Source organism: Rhodoferax sp., from assembly GCF_028689295.1.
Classification (GTDB): Bacteria; Pseudomonadota; Gammaproteobacteria; order Burkholderiales; family Burkholderiaceae_C; genus Rhodoferax.
Genome location: NZ_JAQTWL010000015.1, coordinates 71,065 through 87,132, shown reverse-complemented (window position 1 = coordinate 87,132; position 16,068 = coordinate 71,065). Strand labels below are relative to the sequence as shown.

Annotated in this window: 17 protein-coding genes; 10 read left to right on the top strand and 7 right to left on the bottom strand. The window is 55.6% G+C overall.

Annotated features, from left to right (window positions below; translation table 11 throughout):
- Positions 1-226: 226 nt before the first annotated feature.
- The 4 genes from PHF15_RS12915 to PHF15_RS12900 form a co-directional block, all read right to left on the bottom strand.
- A complete protein-coding gene (locus PHF15_RS12915) occupies positions 227-1,018 on the bottom strand; it encodes an IPTL-CTERM sorting domain-containing protein (RefSeq protein ID WP_300121649.1) in 792 nt (263 codons plus the stop codon).
- Positions 1,019-1,253: 235 nt separating this feature from the next.
- Entirely contained in the window at positions 1,254-1,421 is a 168-nt protein-coding gene (locus PHF15_RS12910) for a hypothetical protein (protein WP_300121648.1), read from the bottom strand.
- Between the two features lie 118 nt (positions 1,422-1,539).
- Complete coding sequence (locus tag PHF15_RS12905) at positions 1,540-2,649, bottom strand: hypothetical protein (RefSeq protein ID WP_300121647.1); 1,110 nt, start codon at positions 2,647-2,649, stop codon at positions 1,540-1,542.
- A gap of 22 nt (positions 2,650-2,671) precedes the next feature.
- Positions 2,672-3,649: a tripartite tricarboxylate transporter substrate binding protein gene (locus tag PHF15_RS12900; RefSeq protein ID WP_300121646.1), complete on the bottom strand. Its 978-nt coding sequence runs from the start codon at positions 3,647-3,649 to the stop codon at positions 2,672-2,674.
- Between the two features lie 41 nt (positions 3,650-3,690).
- Between PHF15_RS12900 and PHF15_RS12895 the strand changes: the two genes are divergently transcribed.
- Positions 3,691-4,377 carry an acetyltransferase gene (locus PHF15_RS12895; protein WP_300121644.1) on the top strand — a complete coding sequence of 229 codons (687 nt, stop codon included), beginning with the start codon at positions 3,691-3,693 and terminating at the stop codon, positions 4,375-4,377.
- Between the two features lie 109 nt (positions 4,378-4,486).
- Here the strand turns inward: PHF15_RS12895 and PHF15_RS12890 are convergent, their stop codons facing one another.
- The 3 genes from PHF15_RS12890 to xrtH form a co-directional block, all read right to left on the bottom strand.
- Entirely contained in the window at positions 4,487-5,146 is a 660-nt protein-coding gene (locus PHF15_RS12890) for an IPTL-CTERM sorting domain-containing protein (RefSeq protein ID WP_300121643.1), read from the bottom strand.
- 180 nt (positions 5,147-5,326) lie between these two features.
- A complete protein-coding gene (locus PHF15_RS12885; RefSeq protein ID WP_300121642.1) occupies positions 5,327-5,935 on the bottom strand; it encodes an exosortase H-associated membrane protein in 609 nt (202 codons plus the stop codon).
- A complete protein-coding gene (gene xrtH / locus PHF15_RS12880; RefSeq protein WP_300121640.1) occupies positions 5,919-6,434 on the bottom strand; it encodes an exosortase H in 516 nt (171 codons plus the stop codon). Before xrtH ends, PHF15_RS12885 begins: the two co-directional genes overlap by 17 nt.
- A 174-nt stretch (positions 6,435-6,608) precedes the next feature.
- Between xrtH and PHF15_RS12875 the strand changes: the two genes are divergently transcribed.
- The 9 genes from PHF15_RS12875 (at position 6,609) to PHF15_RS12835 (ending at position 16,063) form a co-directional block, all read left to right on the top strand.
- On the top strand, positions 6,609-8,567 hold the full coding sequence (locus PHF15_RS12875; RefSeq protein WP_300121638.1) for a tetratricopeptide repeat protein: 1,959 nt from the start codon (positions 6,609-6,611) through the stop codon (positions 8,565-8,567).
- An 11-nt stretch (positions 8,568-8,578) separates the two neighbouring features.
- The gene (locus PHF15_RS12870) at positions 8,579-9,721 is read left to right on the top strand and encodes a DegT/DnrJ/EryC1/StrS family aminotransferase (protein ID WP_300121636.1); all 1,143 of its coding nucleotides are present in this window, start codon (positions 8,579-8,581) and stop codon (positions 9,719-9,721) included.
- Positions 9,722-9,811: 90 nt separating this feature from the next.
- Complete coding sequence (gene gspE / locus PHF15_RS12865) at positions 9,812-11,530, top strand: type II secretion system ATPase GspE (protein WP_300121634.1); 1,719 nt, start codon at positions 9,812-9,814, stop codon at positions 11,528-11,530.
- Positions 11,523-12,776 (top strand): type II secretion system F family protein, encoded by a 1,254-nt coding sequence (locus PHF15_RS12860; RefSeq protein WP_300121632.1) that lies wholly within the window; start codon positions 11,523-11,525, stop codon positions 12,774-12,776. The genes gspE and PHF15_RS12860 overlap by 8 nt, the downstream gene beginning before the upstream one ends.
- A gap of 21 nt (positions 12,777-12,797) precedes the next feature.
- Positions 12,798-13,877 (top strand): acyltransferase, encoded by a 1,080-nt coding sequence (locus PHF15_RS12855; protein WP_300121630.1) that lies wholly within the window; start codon positions 12,798-12,800, stop codon positions 13,875-13,877.
- Positions 13,878-13,952: 75 nt separating this feature from the next.
- Complete coding sequence (gene gspG, locus PHF15_RS12850; RefSeq protein ID WP_300121628.1) at positions 13,953-14,396, top strand: type II secretion system major pseudopilin GspG; 444 nt, start codon at positions 13,953-13,955, stop codon at positions 14,394-14,396.
- Complete coding sequence (locus PHF15_RS12845) at positions 14,365-14,868, top strand: GspH/FimT family pseudopilin (RefSeq protein WP_300121626.1); 504 nt, start codon at positions 14,365-14,367, stop codon at positions 14,866-14,868. The genes gspG and PHF15_RS12845 overlap by 32 nt, the downstream gene beginning before the upstream one ends.
- Entirely contained in the window at positions 14,865-15,299 is a 435-nt protein-coding gene (locus PHF15_RS12840) for a prepilin-type N-terminal cleavage/methylation domain-containing protein (RefSeq protein WP_300121624.1), read from the top strand. Before PHF15_RS12845 ends, PHF15_RS12840 begins: the two co-directional genes overlap by 4 nt.
- On the top strand, positions 15,296-16,063 hold the full coding sequence (locus PHF15_RS12835; RefSeq protein WP_300121622.1) for a prepilin-type N-terminal cleavage/methylation domain-containing protein: 768 nt from the start codon (positions 15,296-15,298) through the stop codon (positions 16,061-16,063). Before PHF15_RS12840 ends, PHF15_RS12835 begins: the two co-directional genes overlap by 4 nt.
- Positions 16,064-16,068: the final 5 nt, after the last annotated feature.

The following is a 16,068-nucleotide window of genomic DNA, read 5'->3' as shown; positions in this document are numbered from 1 at the left end:
TAATCCAGCCTCAACACGCTTGAGCGCGTCCATGATCTGGCTGTCGGTAAATCTCGATTTCTTCATGTAGAACTTCTTTCTAAGAAAATTCTACTTCTGGTGCCTTTGGTTTATCGGGGGGATTACCGTCGCCCGGACCCGCTGTCCGGCCCGGCAATTGAGTGAACAGTAAATGAAAAGACTCCGCGATCGACCGATTGCGGAGTCTTTTTTGTATGAAGTCCGGTCAGCGGGTCCGATGGCGCAGCGAAAACGCTGCGATCCCGGCGACAAACAGCGCCATTGTGATCAACGCCCACTCGGACAGTGTTGGGATCTGCTGCGGTGCCCTGCCGATGGCGTTGTTGGACGCGATGTTGGCAACGAGCTTGTAGAACTCGGCATTATTCTCGCTATCGCTCGCGTCCGGAAACAGATTTATCCCCATCACACGACCGCTGGCGCTGCGCGCGATCATGTTGACCCCGGCGCCGTCGGTGGCGAGCAGCGTCGCCCCTGTGTCGAGGGTCGGGTGCGCGAAATTGCTGTTGTGAGAGTAGGTGATGGCAGCGAGCGTGACGCCTGTGAAGATCGGGTCGGTCGGCACCACAGCCGACAACGTCCCGCTGACGTCAGCGTTGGACGCGATAACCAAGGGGTTGTACCCGGTGGTCTGCATCCGGCCGGTGATCGCCCAAGGCAGGCTTATGCCGTACGTTCCGATCGTCACGAAGCGCCCGGCATCGACAGCATCGGCAAGGACATCGCCCAAGCCACTCGGGTCCAAGGGAGTCGAATTGCTGAAAGCCAGGATCGCGTCGTAAGGGAGCAACTGGACCAGCGTGGGTGTGCCGGCATCCGCGTCGAAGGAATCGACCGAAGCGAACTTTCCGCTTGCCAGCATTTCGGATGTTGGTGGTACGGAACCCGCATAGATGATCAAAAGCTTGGGTAGGCCTTGCGCCATCGCGCTGGCCGCCGCCATCAGCATCGTTGCGCCAAGCACGAAGCCACGAATCAGTTTTTTGAAGCCTGTCACGTTGATTCCCCTTGCATTGATGACAACCGCTCCGCCACCTCTGCGACGGGCTTTCCGCGCTTCAGTTTATTCTTGTCACCCGAAAAAGTGCGCGTTTAATACGATCAGGTCAGGACTCTCTGCCGAACTTGTTGCTGATGTGCTACAGACGGTTTCCTGAGCGATGCACCCAAACGGTTCGCAGGCAGGAAGGAGATGGGAGTCCTTCACTCGCCTGTCGCGCCAAAGAGGCCAATCAACCGCCTTTTTTGCAGCGCTTGCCGGGGTTCTTCTTGTTGTTGGTCGCCACGCCACGCTCCAGGCTGCGCATCTGGCCGTGCGGGGCGGTAAAACACACGCCCTTGGGGGCAACTGGTCGGGGGGTAGCTTTGCGCTCGGCTTCGGTGCGGAATTCTTTGGCCATGTGGTGACTCCAGTAAATGAATAAAAACGGTGATTATCCCAGATCATGCAGTCACATTTGCATCTAGATCTTCCGTGCAACGAGCCAAGGTCAAGTTGGGTTCGCCGCGGGCGTAAAGCTAAACGCCGGCCTTCCAGTGCCCTTCAGACAACAGTCGCTCCACCTGACGCGGATCGGCCGCCCGCGAGCAGAGTTGTGAATTGGCACGAGGTGCCGGATGCGTGTTCCACGGACTCGGCGGTAGCTCAAAACCGGTAAATGCCTCGACAAGTTTCGCAAACCCGTCATGCCCCATGAAATAACGCTCGGCGGTTGGTGCCGTCAAACGCCCATTGAATTCATGAATACGCAGAACACCCTTTCGATCCCGTTGCGCTTGAATGTTGAACGGCCCGCGCCAGCCGTCGCGAATGAACACCTGAGCACACTGCCGCATCAACGCAGCACCATCCTCATCCTTGCAATGCTCAACATAGCGGGACCGCCATTGGGGTTCGTTGTCGCTGCAAAATTCCCCCACCAAATCGCCAGACGGCCCAATGATCAACTCCGCTGAAAAACGCGGACGCCCGTGAAACATATAAAAAAGTGGAACACCGTCATGCTCCAGCCCCTCTCGGAACTTTTGTACATCATCTGCCGGGCCAAGGTACTCCTCAATCACGTAATTGCCCACGGCCAGCCAACGTTCAATCTGCTTCATGGAATCGAGCAGGAAAATGCCCTTTGAACTGAACCCGTCACGGGGTTTTGCCAGTACCGGAAACCCAACTTCGTCAATAAACGCCCGAATGCTCGATGGGTTGGCTTCATGCAGCGAACGGGCAAATGGCAAACCATGCGCCACTGCATATTCGTGACTCAGCCACTTGTCACAAGCCATTCGTGCAATATGGCCAGGCCCCACGGCGGCCATATGCGAGCGATCCGGATTTCGATCGCGCCATGCGCCTAAAAATGCAACGTCGTCATCGCGCGCTGGAACGATGAGGTCAATGCCTTCATTGGTAATGATTTTTTCCATGAGGCGCTCAAACCCGACAGGATCCTTTGCTGTCTTCGGAGCCAGATAGACAGCATCGAAACCAAAAAGCCCTGCATCATCCGCAATGGACGATGTGGCGATCAAACGCATGTCAGCCCGTCTCCCGACAAGAGTGGTCATCAAAAATTGCGTGACCTGACTCCCGCCAGAGAGAAAAAGCAGGGTGATAGTTTTCTTGTTCATAAAAAGTTTTCTGTTTGATTTGTCATTCACGGTGCAGCAAACCACTGGCAAGAAGCGCAAGTACCCGGTCATGATCCTGTTTCATACGCCCATACACACTTTCAACTGAATCGCTCCAGGGCTCAAAGCCTATGCGTTTCAGGTGTCTAAGGAACGCAGGTTCTGCTGTCACGCGATTGATGGCGCTTGCAATCGTCTCAATGCGGGACTGCGCAACTTCAGACCGGCAAAAGAGTGCATACCACGGCTCAACCCGGAACCCTGGCGCACCTTGTTCAGCCAGAGTCGGAATTTCCGGGGCCAACGCCGAGCGGTGTGAGCCTGTCACACCCACAACGCGTAATTGCCCATCGCGTGCAAGTGGCAGTAAACGCGGCAAATCAGTGACCACAAGATCAAGGCGCCCTGCCAATACTTCCTGTGTGGCTGACGCGGTACCACGAAATGGCACATGTAAGAGCGGCAGTGAAAGTTGTTGAAAAAGCACTTCCAACGCAATGTGTGCCGACCCACCCAAACCGGCAGAGCCGCCAGAAAGTGACTGCTTGGCAGATCGTGCAACGGAAATTAGTCCAGCAAGATCTGAAACGCCAAGACGCTTGGAGGCCGCCAGGGCGAAAGGCACAGTCGCAAGAGGAGCAATGGCCACAAAGTCCCGTAGTGGCTCATACCCGGCCTGGCGGCTGAGTAACGGCGACATCACCATATTGTTGGCGCCACCGACCAGAAGGGTGTATCCGTCGGGTTCACTGCGCAGAGTCATTTGTGCAGCGATTCTTCCACCGGCGCCACCATAGTTCTCGACAATGACACGCGTGTCAAGCGCAGCTGCCAAACCGTCCTGCAATGCCCGAGCCACCATATCAGACTGCGCAGCAGGCTCCAGCGCCAACAAGCGAATGGTCCTGCCGGATTGGGCAAATGCTGACGGCAACCAAGTGGCCAATGAACAAGCTGCCGAATGGGTAATAAAGGATCTTCGTCGAAATGGGTTATTCATCTTGCTGAAATCTGCAGGCTTTCCATAAAATCCATTCCATTATGTTTGAGATTTCAGATCGAACCATCATTCTGTTTGGCGCGGGAGGGCATGCCAAGTCAGTCATCAGTGTCCTGCAAGCCCAAGCCAAATGGCAGTTGGCAGGTTTACTGGAAGAAGGCGACAGAGAAAATGAAAAACGGGTTCTGGGCTATCCGGTACTGGGCGGCATGGACGAGCTTGATCTTTTTAGGCAAAAAGGGATCACGAAAGCCATGGTTTGTATTGGAAGCAACCGGGCGCGCGCTCGTGTATCAGCCCTTTTGATCGCCCGTGGATTTGAGCTGGTCAGCATCGTCCACCCGACGTCGTCTTTGATGACCGACTGCGTCGTTGGCAAGGGTTCCTTTTTGCATGCCCAGAGTCTGATCGGAGCGGAATGCCAAGTCGGGTTGAATACCATAGTTCAGCCATTCACCTCACTTGGACATGAAGGACGAATTGGCGACTGTGTCCAATTTTGCCCAGGCACCCACATTGGGGGAAAAGTAACGATTGGCGATCTTTGTTTTTTCGGGCCGGGCGCCGTGGTTTATCCACACATTACGATCGGCCGCAATGTTTCTGTTGGCGCCAACGCTGTTGTTGACAAGAATGTTCCCGATGATGCCGTCGTCGTTGGAAATCCTGGTCAAATAGTCCACTATAAAAGTCACAAACCTCAAACGCGCCATCAAATCGAAATCTGAATATCTTTTGTTGATCAGATGATTAATTTTGACAAACGTCGCCTTTGCCAACCTGATCTCAAACTTTTGCTCGTTTGATTCTGCTGTCAGTCAAGGCCAGTGGCTTTGATTAAGAAGGACGTCGGCGCAAAGCAACGAAACTGCCGCCAGCAAGTAGCAAAGCCAGTGCCACCAGCATCGATTCAGACAACGTCGGGATCGGCATTGGCGCTGCCGCCGCCTGCAAAAGTTGGATGCGTGGCATCACTGAATTACCTGTATCGTCACCTTGTGTCCCGTCAATTTGTGCGAAGCCAGACTGACTGAAAGCGACGTTGTCGTTATCATAAAAGAAGTTCTGGTTCGAATTGCCAGCGAAGTCAAATCGCACATGGTAAAAATTCCCGGCCATCAGTTGTAGTGGTGTAATCGGGAAAGTGATGTACTGCAAACCGGTTGTGGTGAAGGTGTTGCTGCCCGAGCGCAGCACCGTCTTGCCGACACTGATATCGCCACTGGCACCGGTTGTCTGAGCGACTTCATAATTGACCAGCACGCCAGTCAGGTCCTGATAGAGTCCGATACCCGTGATGGTTTGTGTCGCTGTGGCCTGGAAGACGACGCCACGACTTGAACTCCAACCATCATTGGTATTGGTTGAAAATACATGGCCAGTGGGGTCATTTGACGGCACGAAAAATATCTGCGCTTGCGCGGCGGCCGCAAAGGAAGAAATGAGGAATACAACTGCAAAGAACCTCAGCAGTGATGATTTCAAGAATTTGCGCATCAAGAATTCCTTACAAATAATTCAATGTCAACTCTATCGTTGGACTGATTCCAGCTCTCCAGGCAGCACTGCGATAATAAAACTATATCAGGAAATATTGCCTTATTTTGATTTGAACGAATCAAGCGTGTCTTAAAGAGCGCGGGACGATGATATTGAATAGCTCCGCATTACCCATTACTAATGACGCGATACCGTGCCCTCCATCGCCCCCTCGACCGCCACGGTGATGACAAAGCTGCGCTCCAGGTACAGCCACATCAGCATGGGCACCAGCGTTGGCAACAACAAAAAGCCAATCTGGTTTCCCAAGCCGATCAGATTGACATCCCAGGCATTGAAGTAAGTGACGGCGCGTGTTTGCGGACCAGACTGAACCGCCACCTGCAGTAGCCAGGCAAAGCACACGCCCCAAGCCTGAAACGGCAACAAGCCAACTGCACACGTCGGCAGCTTCCACCATAACCCTTTGGCGCGGGCGGCCAGCAACAGCGCCACCAATAGCGGCAGGCCGTAGCAATAGGTCAATACGCTGACTTCCGGCGTGAGCTCGGCGATCTGCCCCGACACATGCGGTACGGTCAAGCGGGTCAACAGCGTCAGATTGATGCCGTCGAGCTCGCTGCCAGACACCCAGCCGGGAAAGAAGTAGCGCATCAGCCAACCGGCCAGCCAGGCCACGGGCATCACCACATAGTCGCGCGCCCAATACCACAGCGCCAATGCAGGCACCAGGAACGCCAGGGCGCGCACGAAAAAAATGGCGATGACACTACTGGGCTGGCGCATTGGCCACCTCCATGCGCGCTTCATGACGCGCTACCTGGCGCACCCACAGCAGCCACACCACCAGCACATCGAGCATGATCAGTGCCTGCCAAAGGTAGAGATGCGCAAATTCGAAGATGGCCTTGCTTTGTCCAGCCAGATAAAACAGCGCGATAACACGTAAGACGTTGACCGCCTGCACTGCCACAAAACCGACGACCAGACCAGCCAGACGCATCGACCACGAAGCCGGGTAGGCCAACACCGCAGCGAACAGGATCAGGCTGGCCTCAATGCCGTTGCAACCTGCCTCAATGGACACTCCCTGGCCGGTGACCGAGTTCTGTAACACCTTGCCATAAGACAGGACAGTGCTATCGAAAAAACCCAGCACCATGGCACTGATTTTTGCCAACAGGCTGGTCCACGGCAGAACGATGGCATTTTGAACCGGGTGCGTGAGTTCCGCGGTAAAAAGTGCAATCAAAAGAGCCAGAAATACAAGTACAAACCGAATCATTGACCAGACCTTTCAAGCGTTGAATCGCCATAAATTGACAAAAGGTGAGGGGTTCCTGCTTGGCCGAGATTGTATTGACATAGAGGTCGATGATGCATCGGTCAGGCATACCCTAGAATGAAAAATTATTGGTCGTTCTGTGGCAAAACCAATTGACGCGCAAAGGAGATACGGATGCCTCTGGGTCGGAACGATCCTTGCCATTGTGGCAGTGGAAAAAAATTCAAAAAATGCTGCATGAATCGCCAGGGAGCGGAGACTTTGCGGCAAACAGATGTGGGAAAAAACACATTGGCGGTATTGCAGCGGATTGTGGAGTTATTTCCCGGCGACATCAATGCCTACGGCAACCTGTGGCTGGCCCTGCGCGAACGCGGCTTGACCGACGAAGCCGAGGCCAGCTACCGCCAGGCACTGGCAGCCAATCCCCGCTTTGCCGAGGCGTACCTCAATCTGGGCAGCGTTCTCTGCGAGCGTGGAGAAAATGAAGCCGCTGCAAACCTCTTTCGGAAAGCCCTGGCGATCAAGCCCGGAAATGCTCCAGCCCATAATAATTTGGGCAAGGTCTTGCGTGATCTTGGGCGTCTTGATGAAGCTGTGGCAAGTTGTCGCCAGGCAGTTGAGATAGAGCCAGATTTTGCAGAGGCCCACAGTAATTTGGGTAACGCCTTGCGTGATCTGGGGCAGCTCAAGACTGCGGAAAACAGCTACCGCCACGCGCTGAGCATCAACCCATATTTGGCCGATGTGCATTGCAACCTTGGTTCGGCGCTGAGTCATCTTGGGCAACTTGATGAGGCGCTGGCGAGTTATCGTCAGGCCTTGGCAATCAATCCGGACTTTGCCCAAGCCTATAGCGGCTATTTGTTTTGCCTGAGTCACAGCGAGGCAATGAGTCCGCAGTCGATCTTTGCCGAGCACTGTCGCTTTGCCGAGAGGTTCGAGGCGCCCCTTGTCAAAACCTGGCCGAAGCATGCCAATGTGCGCGACCCTGAACGGGTTTTGCAGATTGGATTTGTCTCAGGCGACTTTCGCAACCACGCGGTGTCCCATTTTGTCGAGCCGGTGCTGGCCGAGTTGCGCAAGCAATCTGGATGTGTTCTTCATGCTTATTACACCCATACGGCAGAAGACGATATCACTCGACGACTGCAGGCATACTTTTCGCATTGGCATTCGGTTTCAAGGATGACAGACGCTGCGCTGGCCGAGAAAATCATCAACGATGGCATAGATATCCTGGTCGATCTGAGCGGGCACACGGCCTACAACCGGATGCTCACCTTGGCTCGAAAACCCGCTCCCATTCAAATCAGCTGGATTGGTTATCCCAATACCACCGGACTAAGTGCCATGGACTATGTTCTGGGTGATCGCTTTAATTCTCCAGTGGGTCTGCATGAACCCTATTACGTGGAGAAGTTTGCCCGCCTTCCATCCTCTGGCACCTTTGTCCCTCAATTCGAGGCGCCTGATATCAACGAGTTGCCCGCGCTGGGCTGCAAACACATCACTTTTGGCAGTTTCAATCGCCCTGACAAGTTGCAACCGCAAGTGATCAGGACGTGGTGCCAGGTAATGCTCGCCGTTCCCAACTCAGTCATGATGTTGGGAAATGTGTCGGATGCGGCCCATGCGCAGCGATTGAAGGATCAGTTCGGGTTACATGGTGTTGCAGCAGAGCGCCTGCTGTTTCAACCACGAGTGCCGCTATATGACTATTTGGCACTCCACCACAGGGTGGACATCATTCTTGACACTTGGCCATACACTGGTGGCACCACCACCAACTTTGCCTTGTGGATGGGGGTTCCAGTCGTCACCTTGATGGGGCCATTGCGCGCGCATTGTGCTTCAGCCGCCGTGATCGGCCGCTGCGGGCTTGAAGGTTGGATCGCACAAGACATCGCCCAGTTTGTTCAGATTGCAGTGCACTGGACAAATTCGCTCGACGAGTTGGCAAGCCTGCGCACAGGCTTGCGCAAACGAATGAGTGATGCGCCACTGCGGCAGCCAGAAACCGTCGCCAAGTGGATGTCGCACGCATTTCGCATGATGTGGCACCGCTGGTGTGCAGGTTTGCCAGTACAACACCTGGAGATGGATGTTCATGGTGTTGGGAACGTCCAATGACAAGTTTCCCTATGCAACCCATCAAACTGCTCCTGCCCGACCTGCCCTTGGCTGAAGACTTGCTGCCGCTCCTGCGCAGGATCGACGCGACACGCTGGTACACAAACTTTGGCCCGCTGGTCAAGGAATTCGAGGCAAAGCTGAGTCAACAGTGGCCAATTCCACTGGCCTTGAGCATGGGTGAGCTGCCAGCATTGCAGGTCGTGACGCTTAACTCAGGCACGGCCCCGCTTGAACTGGGTATTGCCGCATTGGGGCTGCCTCAGGGAAGCAATGTCTTGTTGCCCTCCTTTTCCTTTCCGGCGACGGCCTCGGCCCTTTTGCGCAACAACTTGAAACCTGTTTTCAGCGATGTCGCCGCTGATAGCTGGCAACTGACACCCAGCTTGGCGCGAGCGACGGCGGCGCAACATCCACTCGCCCTGGTCATGCCGGTTGCCACCTTTGGCTGCCCGCTGGATGTGGTCGCCTGGGACAAGTTCGTTGAAGACACCGGGATTCCCGTGTTGATGGATGCTGCCGCGGCATTTGGCAACCAGGCCATCGGAAGACTTGTCCACGCCTCGTTCAGCCTGCATGCCACCAAACCCTTCGGCATCGGGGAAGGCGGTCTTTTTGTCACACGTGATGCCGAGCTGTCAGAGCGTGTGCGTCGATTGTCGAATTTCGGATTTGAGAATGAGCTATCGACTCTGGTTGGAACCAACGCCAAGTTGTCCGAATACGCAGCAGCTATCGCCCTTGTTCAATGGTCTCGCTGGCCAGAAATGCAGATCCGGCGACGTGCGCAATGGGCGCATTATCACGAGTGTTTGGCGGCGCTTGATGAGGTGCAGTGTCAGTCCGGCTTTGAAACATCCATGCCGCCAGCAAACTTGATTGTCACCTTGCCAATGGCCGCTGAAGTGGTCGCCAGGGCGCTATCGCAATCCGGCATTGAAACGCGCCGCTGGTACTATCCGCCGCTGCACCGACATCCAGCGTTTGAGCGTTACTCAGGCCATTGGGGAACCCCGGCAACATCCTTGGCGGTGACTGAAAAGCTGGCTTACTGCGCGTTGGGATTGCCATGGCACCATCTGTTGTCGCAAGCTGCGATGCAACAGATTGCGTTGGCATTGGCGCAAGCCCTCAATTCTGCAAAATCGCGTTGAGGCGCGCTGCATTGACAAGCGAACCTGATGAGGCACATCTGTTTGCCATTACCATAACAGGTTATTGATACAAACCCGTGCAGACACTTTATGACCGCAGCCACTGATACCTTGACGAGTCGCCTCAAACCTGAAGAAAAACAGCACCGCCTGGGTGATTTGCTGGTCAGCATGGGCAAACTCTCGGCTCGGGATCTGGAGCGTGCCGTCTCTGCGCAGGCTGAAGCGGGTGGTTTGTTGCCCGCCGTTTTGATCAATTTGGGATTGGTGTCCGAGCTTGATGTGGCAGAGGCACAGGCTCGTTTGCTTGGGCTGCCTTTTGTCGCTGCAGAAGAATTTCCGTCTCTTACGCCTGAGGTCAAGGGTCTGCAGCCAGATTTTTTGCGAACCAACCATGTTTATCCGTTGCAGCTCGATGAATCTGGCCTGACCGTGGCCATGGCTGCGCCCGACGATGCGTTCATTCTCAAGGCCCTTGAGTTGGCCACGGGCTTGACGATTTATCCCTGTGCGGCGGTTGCCTCAGATATCGAGCGGGCGCTTGCCTCCGGCGACGAGGCAGTTGATGCCGAAGAAGAGCCCGGTTTTGAAGCCGATGCTGGCGATTTTGTCGAGCATTTGAAAGACCTCGCCAGCGAGGCCCCGGTGATCCGGTTGGTCAATCAGGTCATTGGCCGCGTGATCGATCTGCGCGCCTCCGATATTCACCTGGAGCCATTCGACGATGGACTGCACGTGCGTTACCGGGTTGACGGTGTCATCTATGTTGCTGAAGTCGTGTCGTCGCAGCTCAGTGCTGCCGTCAACTCGCGCGTCAAGCTGATGGCACATCTAGACATTGCTGAGCGGCGCCTGCCGCAAGATGGGCGCATCAAAACCAGAGTCAAGGGCCGCGAACTTGACCTGCGCGTCTCCACCGTACCCACCGTGCATGGCGAGAGCGTGGTCATGCGTGTCTTGGACCGATCCAGCGTGCGTTACAGCCTGGAGGCCATGGGCTTTGCGCCAGACAACCTGGAACACTTCAATCAGTTGCTGGCCCGCCCGCACGGCATTCTGCTCATTACCGGCCCCACTGGCTCCGGCAAGACCACCACTCTTTACACCGCCCTGTCCAAACTTGATTCGACCGCCCACAAAATCATCACGGTGGAAGAGCCTGTGGAATACCAGCTCGAAGGCATCAACCAGATCCAGGTGCACCCGCAAATCGGGCTCACCTTTGCCAGTGCTTTGCGCTCTATCCTGCGACAAGACCCCGACATCATCATGATCGGAGAAATGCGCGACGGCGAAACCGCACAAATTGCGGTTCAGTCGGCGTTAACGGGTCACTTGGTGCTCTCCACCTTGCACACCAATACCGCCGCAGGAGCCATTGTCCGGCTGCAAGATATGGGCATTGAGCCTTACCTCATCACATCGTCAGTGAATGGTGTGATCTCCCAAAGGTTGGTTCGGCGTCTGTGCGAGCACTGCAAATCGGCCTACGCACCAGACCCCAGTCTGGTGGTCAGCAGTGGTCTGCAGCGCATCGGATTGAATCCGGCGCAGCTGTTTCGTGCAGTTGGATGCGAGCATTGCCGACGGACCGGCTACGACGGTCGCTGCGGTATCCATGAGCTGCTCGTCCTTGACGACAGTATGCGTCGCGGCATTTTGGATGGGCTGGACGCCTCCGCCCTGCATGCCAAAGCGACTGCTTCGGGCATGCATACTTTATATGAAGACGGTCTGCGAAAGGTGGCAGATGGTGTCACAAGTTTGGACGAGTTGCTGCGCGTGACGCAGGACCACGCTGATGTCTAATTTTCTCTGGAAAGCCGCACGAGCTGACGCGCAAATCGTGGAAGGTCACATTCAGGCCGCGAGCCTCGCGCAGGCCATGATCCAACTGCGTACTCAGGGCCTGACGCCGTTGCAGATCAGCGAGGCGGGGGGGGCCGTCGTCAGCCTTGCCCTGGCGCCGACCGAACAGCCTTCGGGCTCGTCCCGATTCGGGGGACTGTTTGCATCCAACGCGATCACCCAGGCTGACATTCTGGTGATGACCAGCGAACTCTCAATCATGCTCAAGGCCGGCCTGGCGCTCGACAGCGCATTGCGGGTGCTCATTGGAATGAGCGCCAAACCTGCCATGATCAGCCTGAGCCAGACCATTCTTGATGATGTCAAGAGTGGCGTTCCCTTAAGTCGCGCGCTCAAGCGCCATCCGCAGCAGTTCGGTGACTTTTACATCAATATGATCCGCTCCGGCGAAGCCAGCGGTCAGCTTAGTGATGTGCTTGAGCGGATGGTTGAGCACCTGGAGCGACTGCGGGCACTGCGCGAAAGCGTTGTGTCTGCCACCATTTATCCCGCCATCCTGCTCGGCGTGGCGGTGCTCTCGATCATCGCCATGCTGGGGTTTGTCGTGCCCCAGTTTGAAACCCTGTTCAAGGGCATGGGCGACGCCCTACCTACTCCTACCCGGATCATCATGTCCATCGGGCACGTCTTTACAGATTACGGACTCATGATGGGTCTTGGCCTGGTCGTTCTGTTCGGGCTGCTGAGGCGCTGGTGGCGCACACCGTCAGGGCGTCAATGGCGACAAACGCGTGCCTTGCGCTTGCCACTGGTGGGCAAACTCATGCTCAAGTACGACCTCACCCTGTTTGCACGTTCACTTGGCACTCTTCTGGGCAATGGAGTGCCCCTGATTTCAGCCCTGAACATTGCAACGCAAACCGTTGGCAACCTCAAGCTGCGCCAAGCCCTTGAAGGCGTCGTGCCCAAGGTCAAAGGGGGCGGCAAAATAGTTGACGCATTCAAGGCTAGCGGTATCTTTGAGCCCCTGGCCATCAACCTGATCAAGGTTGGTGAGGAAACGGGTCGCCTGGGGCCCATGTTGCTTGAACTGGCCCGTATTTTCAACCGTGATGTCGAAACCGGCATCAAACGTGGGCTGACCTTGCTCGAACCCCTGCTGATCCTGATGCTGGGCTTGCTGATTGCCACCATCATCGTGTCGATCATGCTGGGCATCCTGTCGGTGAACGACTTGGCTGTGTAGGGGATTTCCTGTAAATTCACGATGAAGGCAACGTCTGGCGAGCACTACATAGCACTTGATCATGTTCGTGCCTTGGCTGCCATGTTGGTGTTTGTCTGGCACTTCACGCACGGACACCAGGGATCACCCGTCTCGTTCGAAGGTGGGCCGGTCTGGAGTCCGCTGGTGCTGTTTGACGAAGGGCATGTCGGCGTTGCCCTGTTTATGACCTTGAGCGGTTATCTGTTTGCAAAACTGCTGGATGGAAAACGCGTCAGCTACCCTCTTTTTTTCTGGAATCGATTACTCAGACTAATGCCCCTGTTGCTGCTTGTCATGGCCATCAATGCCGCAAGGGAGGCGCTAGTCAGCCACGACATCTGGGCCGCGTACGAGTACCTGCGCGCCTTGCCAGGCGGATTCATCTGGCCCACATGGCCAAATGGTGGCTGGTCCATTACGATTGAGTTGCATTTTTACCTGCTGTTACCCTTGTTGCTGTATTGCCTTCGGCGCTGGTACCAGGGGCTCGGGCTGTTGCTGGTGTTGGCCATCCTTTTTCGGGCCGGCATCCATTACTGGACAGGTGAAGTTCAGCATCTTGCCTACGGAACCATTTTTGGCCGTATTGACCAGTTTGTTCTCGGAATCATCGCTTTTCACGGCCGCTCGCATCTGATCGGTTACCACGGCAGAGCTGTGGCCATTGCCGTGGCTTTCGTCACACTGTATTGGTGGTTCGATCACCAGGGGGGGTTTTACCTGCAGCCATCCTACCCCTCACCATCCAGACTCTGGATCGTGCTCCCAACCCTGGAAGGCGCTGCATTTGCCGGACTGATCGCCTGGTACGACGGATCTTTTTCTCATGGCGATGGACCGCTGTCAAAAATGTTCAGCCTTCTAGGTGAATACTCGTACTCGATCTATCTGCTGCATTTCTACTTTGTCTTTACCGTTGCTCAATGGATTCACGTCAATGTGCTCGATATCTCCAATTTTTATGTGGCGCTGCCCGTGTCCTTGTTGGCGCTGGTTGCGATGATGCCCATCGGTTACCTCAGCATGCGTTTTGTTGAGGGCCCATTTCTGAGACTGCGGCGACGCTACATTAGGGTTTAATCCTTCCAGGCTGGGCGGTGACTATCTGGGTTTTGGAACTCACCTATAATTTTTTTTAAACAATTGTGATCGCCAATGCAACTAACCCTCTCCCAAATGCCGTCCGTAATGCGGCGAAACAAAGGCTTCACCCTGATCGAATTGCTGGTGGTGCTTGCCATTTTGACGATGCTTGCCGGCTTGGTTGGTCCGCGCGTCTTAAGTTTGCTGGGTGGCGCCAAATCCAAGACCGCCGCTGTACAAATTGCCGACATTGAAAAAAGCATCGAACTTTTCAAGCTCGATGTCGGACGCTTTCCGACGACGGCCGAGGGCCTGGACTCATTGGTCAGCAAGCCCGCCGCTGCCAACGGATGGAACGGCCCATACCTCAAAGGTGGTGTGCCCAATGACCCGTGGGGGAACTCCTACAAATTCACAAGCCCGACGGCTAACGGCGAGATCGAAATTGTTTCTTTGGGAGCTGACGCATTACCGGGCGGCGAAGGTGAAAACGCCGATATCCGCAATAAGCCCTGACCAACAACAGCATCAGGTCGAGCGCCACCAGCGAGGGTTTACGCTGATCGAGTTGCTGGTCGTGCTGGCCATTGGCTCCTTGTTGGTCGCGTTGGTGCCCCCTGCCTTTGATCGGCTGCGTGAAATCAGCCAATACCGTGACACCGTGCGCGCCATGGTGGTTGACCTCAAGCAGGCCCGTCAGATGGCGCTGGCTTACGGCCAAACGGTGGCTTTTAATGTTGATCTGTCAGCACGACAGTTTGGTATTGAAGGCAGCCCCATGAAAACATTGCCTGCTTCGCTCGAGCTCAAAACCACCGTAGGCACCAACGCCCAGCCGACAGAGACACAGCATGCAGCCATCGTCTTTATGCCGGAAGGTGGTTCATCAGGTGGCACGATCGAACTGGTCAGGCCATCTGGTGCCGGCGTTCGCATTCGGGTTGACTGGTTGTTCGGGCAAGTTACCCAAGAGCCGCGCACCCCATGAAACGACGTGTCGGGTCATCAACGCGTTGCAGGCGGCGCGACCTTCAGCATGGGTTTTCCTTGCTGGAATTGTTGGTGGCTTTCGCCATCATGGCCATGTCCCTGGGTTTGCTGTACCGGGTGGCTGGTGGCAGTGCGCGTCATGTTGCAGACGTGGTTCAGCATCAGCAAGCCGCCTGGTTGGCTGAGTCATTGCTGGCCGGCCGCAGCAGTGTGCGGGCAAACGGCTGGAACGAAGACGGTGAATCTGCTGGATTCAAATGGCAAGTGCGCAGTCAGCCCTATGCCGGTGGCATCAACGCCCCGCTGGCTGTTCCGCTTCACGAAATCAGGCTATCGGTGTCCTGGACAATGGGTTCGCGACCTGGCCAGCTTGACCTGGTCACGTTGCTGCCTGAGCGCAAGCCGCGACCGAACGAGGTAACTCAGTGAACACTTCGGGCATGGCGTTTGCCGGCAAGCCGCTGCTTTTGAAAAATAAGGCGGTGCGACAGTTTAATTTGCCGTTAAACGGCTCTGAGCGGGGATTTACGCTGCTGGAACTGCTGGTCGTCATGTCATTGCTGTCGATCATCATGATCGGGCTCGTATCCGCCTTGCGCACCATGGCGCAGACCGAAAGCAAGATCGACCAGCGGCTGGAGCGCCTGGATGAAATTCGCGTTGCACGCGCATTTTTGCAGCAGACCCTTTCCCGTGTTTCGGCCACGTCGCTCGAAGCGCCCGGAGCCACAGGCAAAACTATCGTGCCATTTGTTGCTACGCCAGACAGCTTGACTTGGGTTGGTATCCTGCCCGCCAGGTCCAACGTCGGAGGGCGCCATTTTTTTCGGCTTGCGATGAAAGACACCGAGACAAGCAATGAACTGGTGCTGCAATTCTCGCCCTGGAAGCCTGACATCGCTTGGCCCGATTGGTCGAGTTCAGAATCACGTGTTCTCCTTCGTGGCATCAAGCAAATCAGTGTCCAGGCCCAAGGATTGCTTCCTGAAGGATACAACCCTGCGCAAGCCTGGCCCGCTGGGTGGCAAAGCGGCTGGCCGATAACCGACAGCTTGCCCGAGCAGGTGCGCCTGGGCGTGGTGGACGCGCAAGGGGAATGGCCTGAGTGGAACATAAACATAACGCTTCGCGCTTTGCCACAAAGCGATAGCGGCTCAGGCAGTACTGTCATTGGGGGGGGCGCAGTACGATGAAATGC

Excerpts from the sequence above, each read along its gene's own strand:
- PHF15_RS12910 (WP_300121648.1), bottom strand. The coding sequence starts at position 1,421 with ATGGCCAAAGAATTCCGCACCGAAGCCGAGCGCAAAGCTACCCCCCGA.
- PHF15_RS12905 (WP_300121647.1), bottom strand. The coding sequence starts at position 2,649 with ATGAACAAGAAAACTATCACCCTGCTTTTTCTCTCTGGCGGGAGTCAG.
- PHF15_RS12900 (WP_300121646.1), bottom strand. The coding sequence starts at position 3,649 with ATGAATAACCCATTTCGACGAAGATCCTTTATTACCCATTCGGCAGCT.
- PHF15_RS12895 (WP_300121644.1), top strand. The coding sequence starts at position 3,691 with ATGTTTGAGATTTCAGATCGAACCATCATTCTGTTTGGCGCGGGAGGG.
- PHF15_RS12890 (WP_300121643.1), bottom strand. The coding sequence starts at position 5,146 with ATGCGCAAATTCTTGAAATCATCACTGCTGAGGTTCTTTGCAGTTGTA.
- PHF15_RS12885 (WP_300121642.1), bottom strand. The coding sequence starts at position 5,935 with ATGCGCCAGCCCAGTAGTGTCATCGCCATTTTTTTCGTGCGCGCCCTG.
- xrtH (WP_300121640.1), bottom strand. The coding sequence starts at position 6,434 with ATGATTCGGTTTGTACTTGTATTTCTGGCTCTTTTGATTGCACTTTTT.
- PHF15_RS12875 (WP_300121638.1), top strand. The coding sequence starts at position 6,609 with ATGCCTCTGGGTCGGAACGATCCTTGCCATTGTGGCAGTGGAAAAAAA.
- PHF15_RS12870 (WP_300121636.1), top strand. The coding sequence starts at position 8,579 with ATGCAACCCATCAAACTGCTCCTGCCCGACCTGCCCTTGGCTGAAGAC.
- gspE (WP_300121634.1), top strand. The coding sequence starts at position 9,812 with ATGACCGCAGCCACTGATACCTTGACGAGTCGCCTCAAACCTGAAGAA.
- PHF15_RS12860 (WP_300121632.1), top strand. The coding sequence starts at position 11,523 with ATGTCTAATTTTCTCTGGAAAGCCGCACGAGCTGACGCGCAAATCGTG.
- PHF15_RS12855 (WP_300121630.1), top strand. The coding sequence starts at position 12,798 with ATGAAGGCAACGTCTGGCGAGCACTACATAGCACTTGATCATGTTCGT.
- gspG (WP_300121628.1), top strand. The coding sequence starts at position 13,953 with ATGCAACTAACCCTCTCCCAAATGCCGTCCGTAATGCGGCGAAACAAA.
- PHF15_RS12840 (WP_300121624.1), top strand. The coding sequence starts at position 14,865 with ATGAAACGACGTGTCGGGTCATCAACGCGTTGCAGGCGGCGCGACCTT.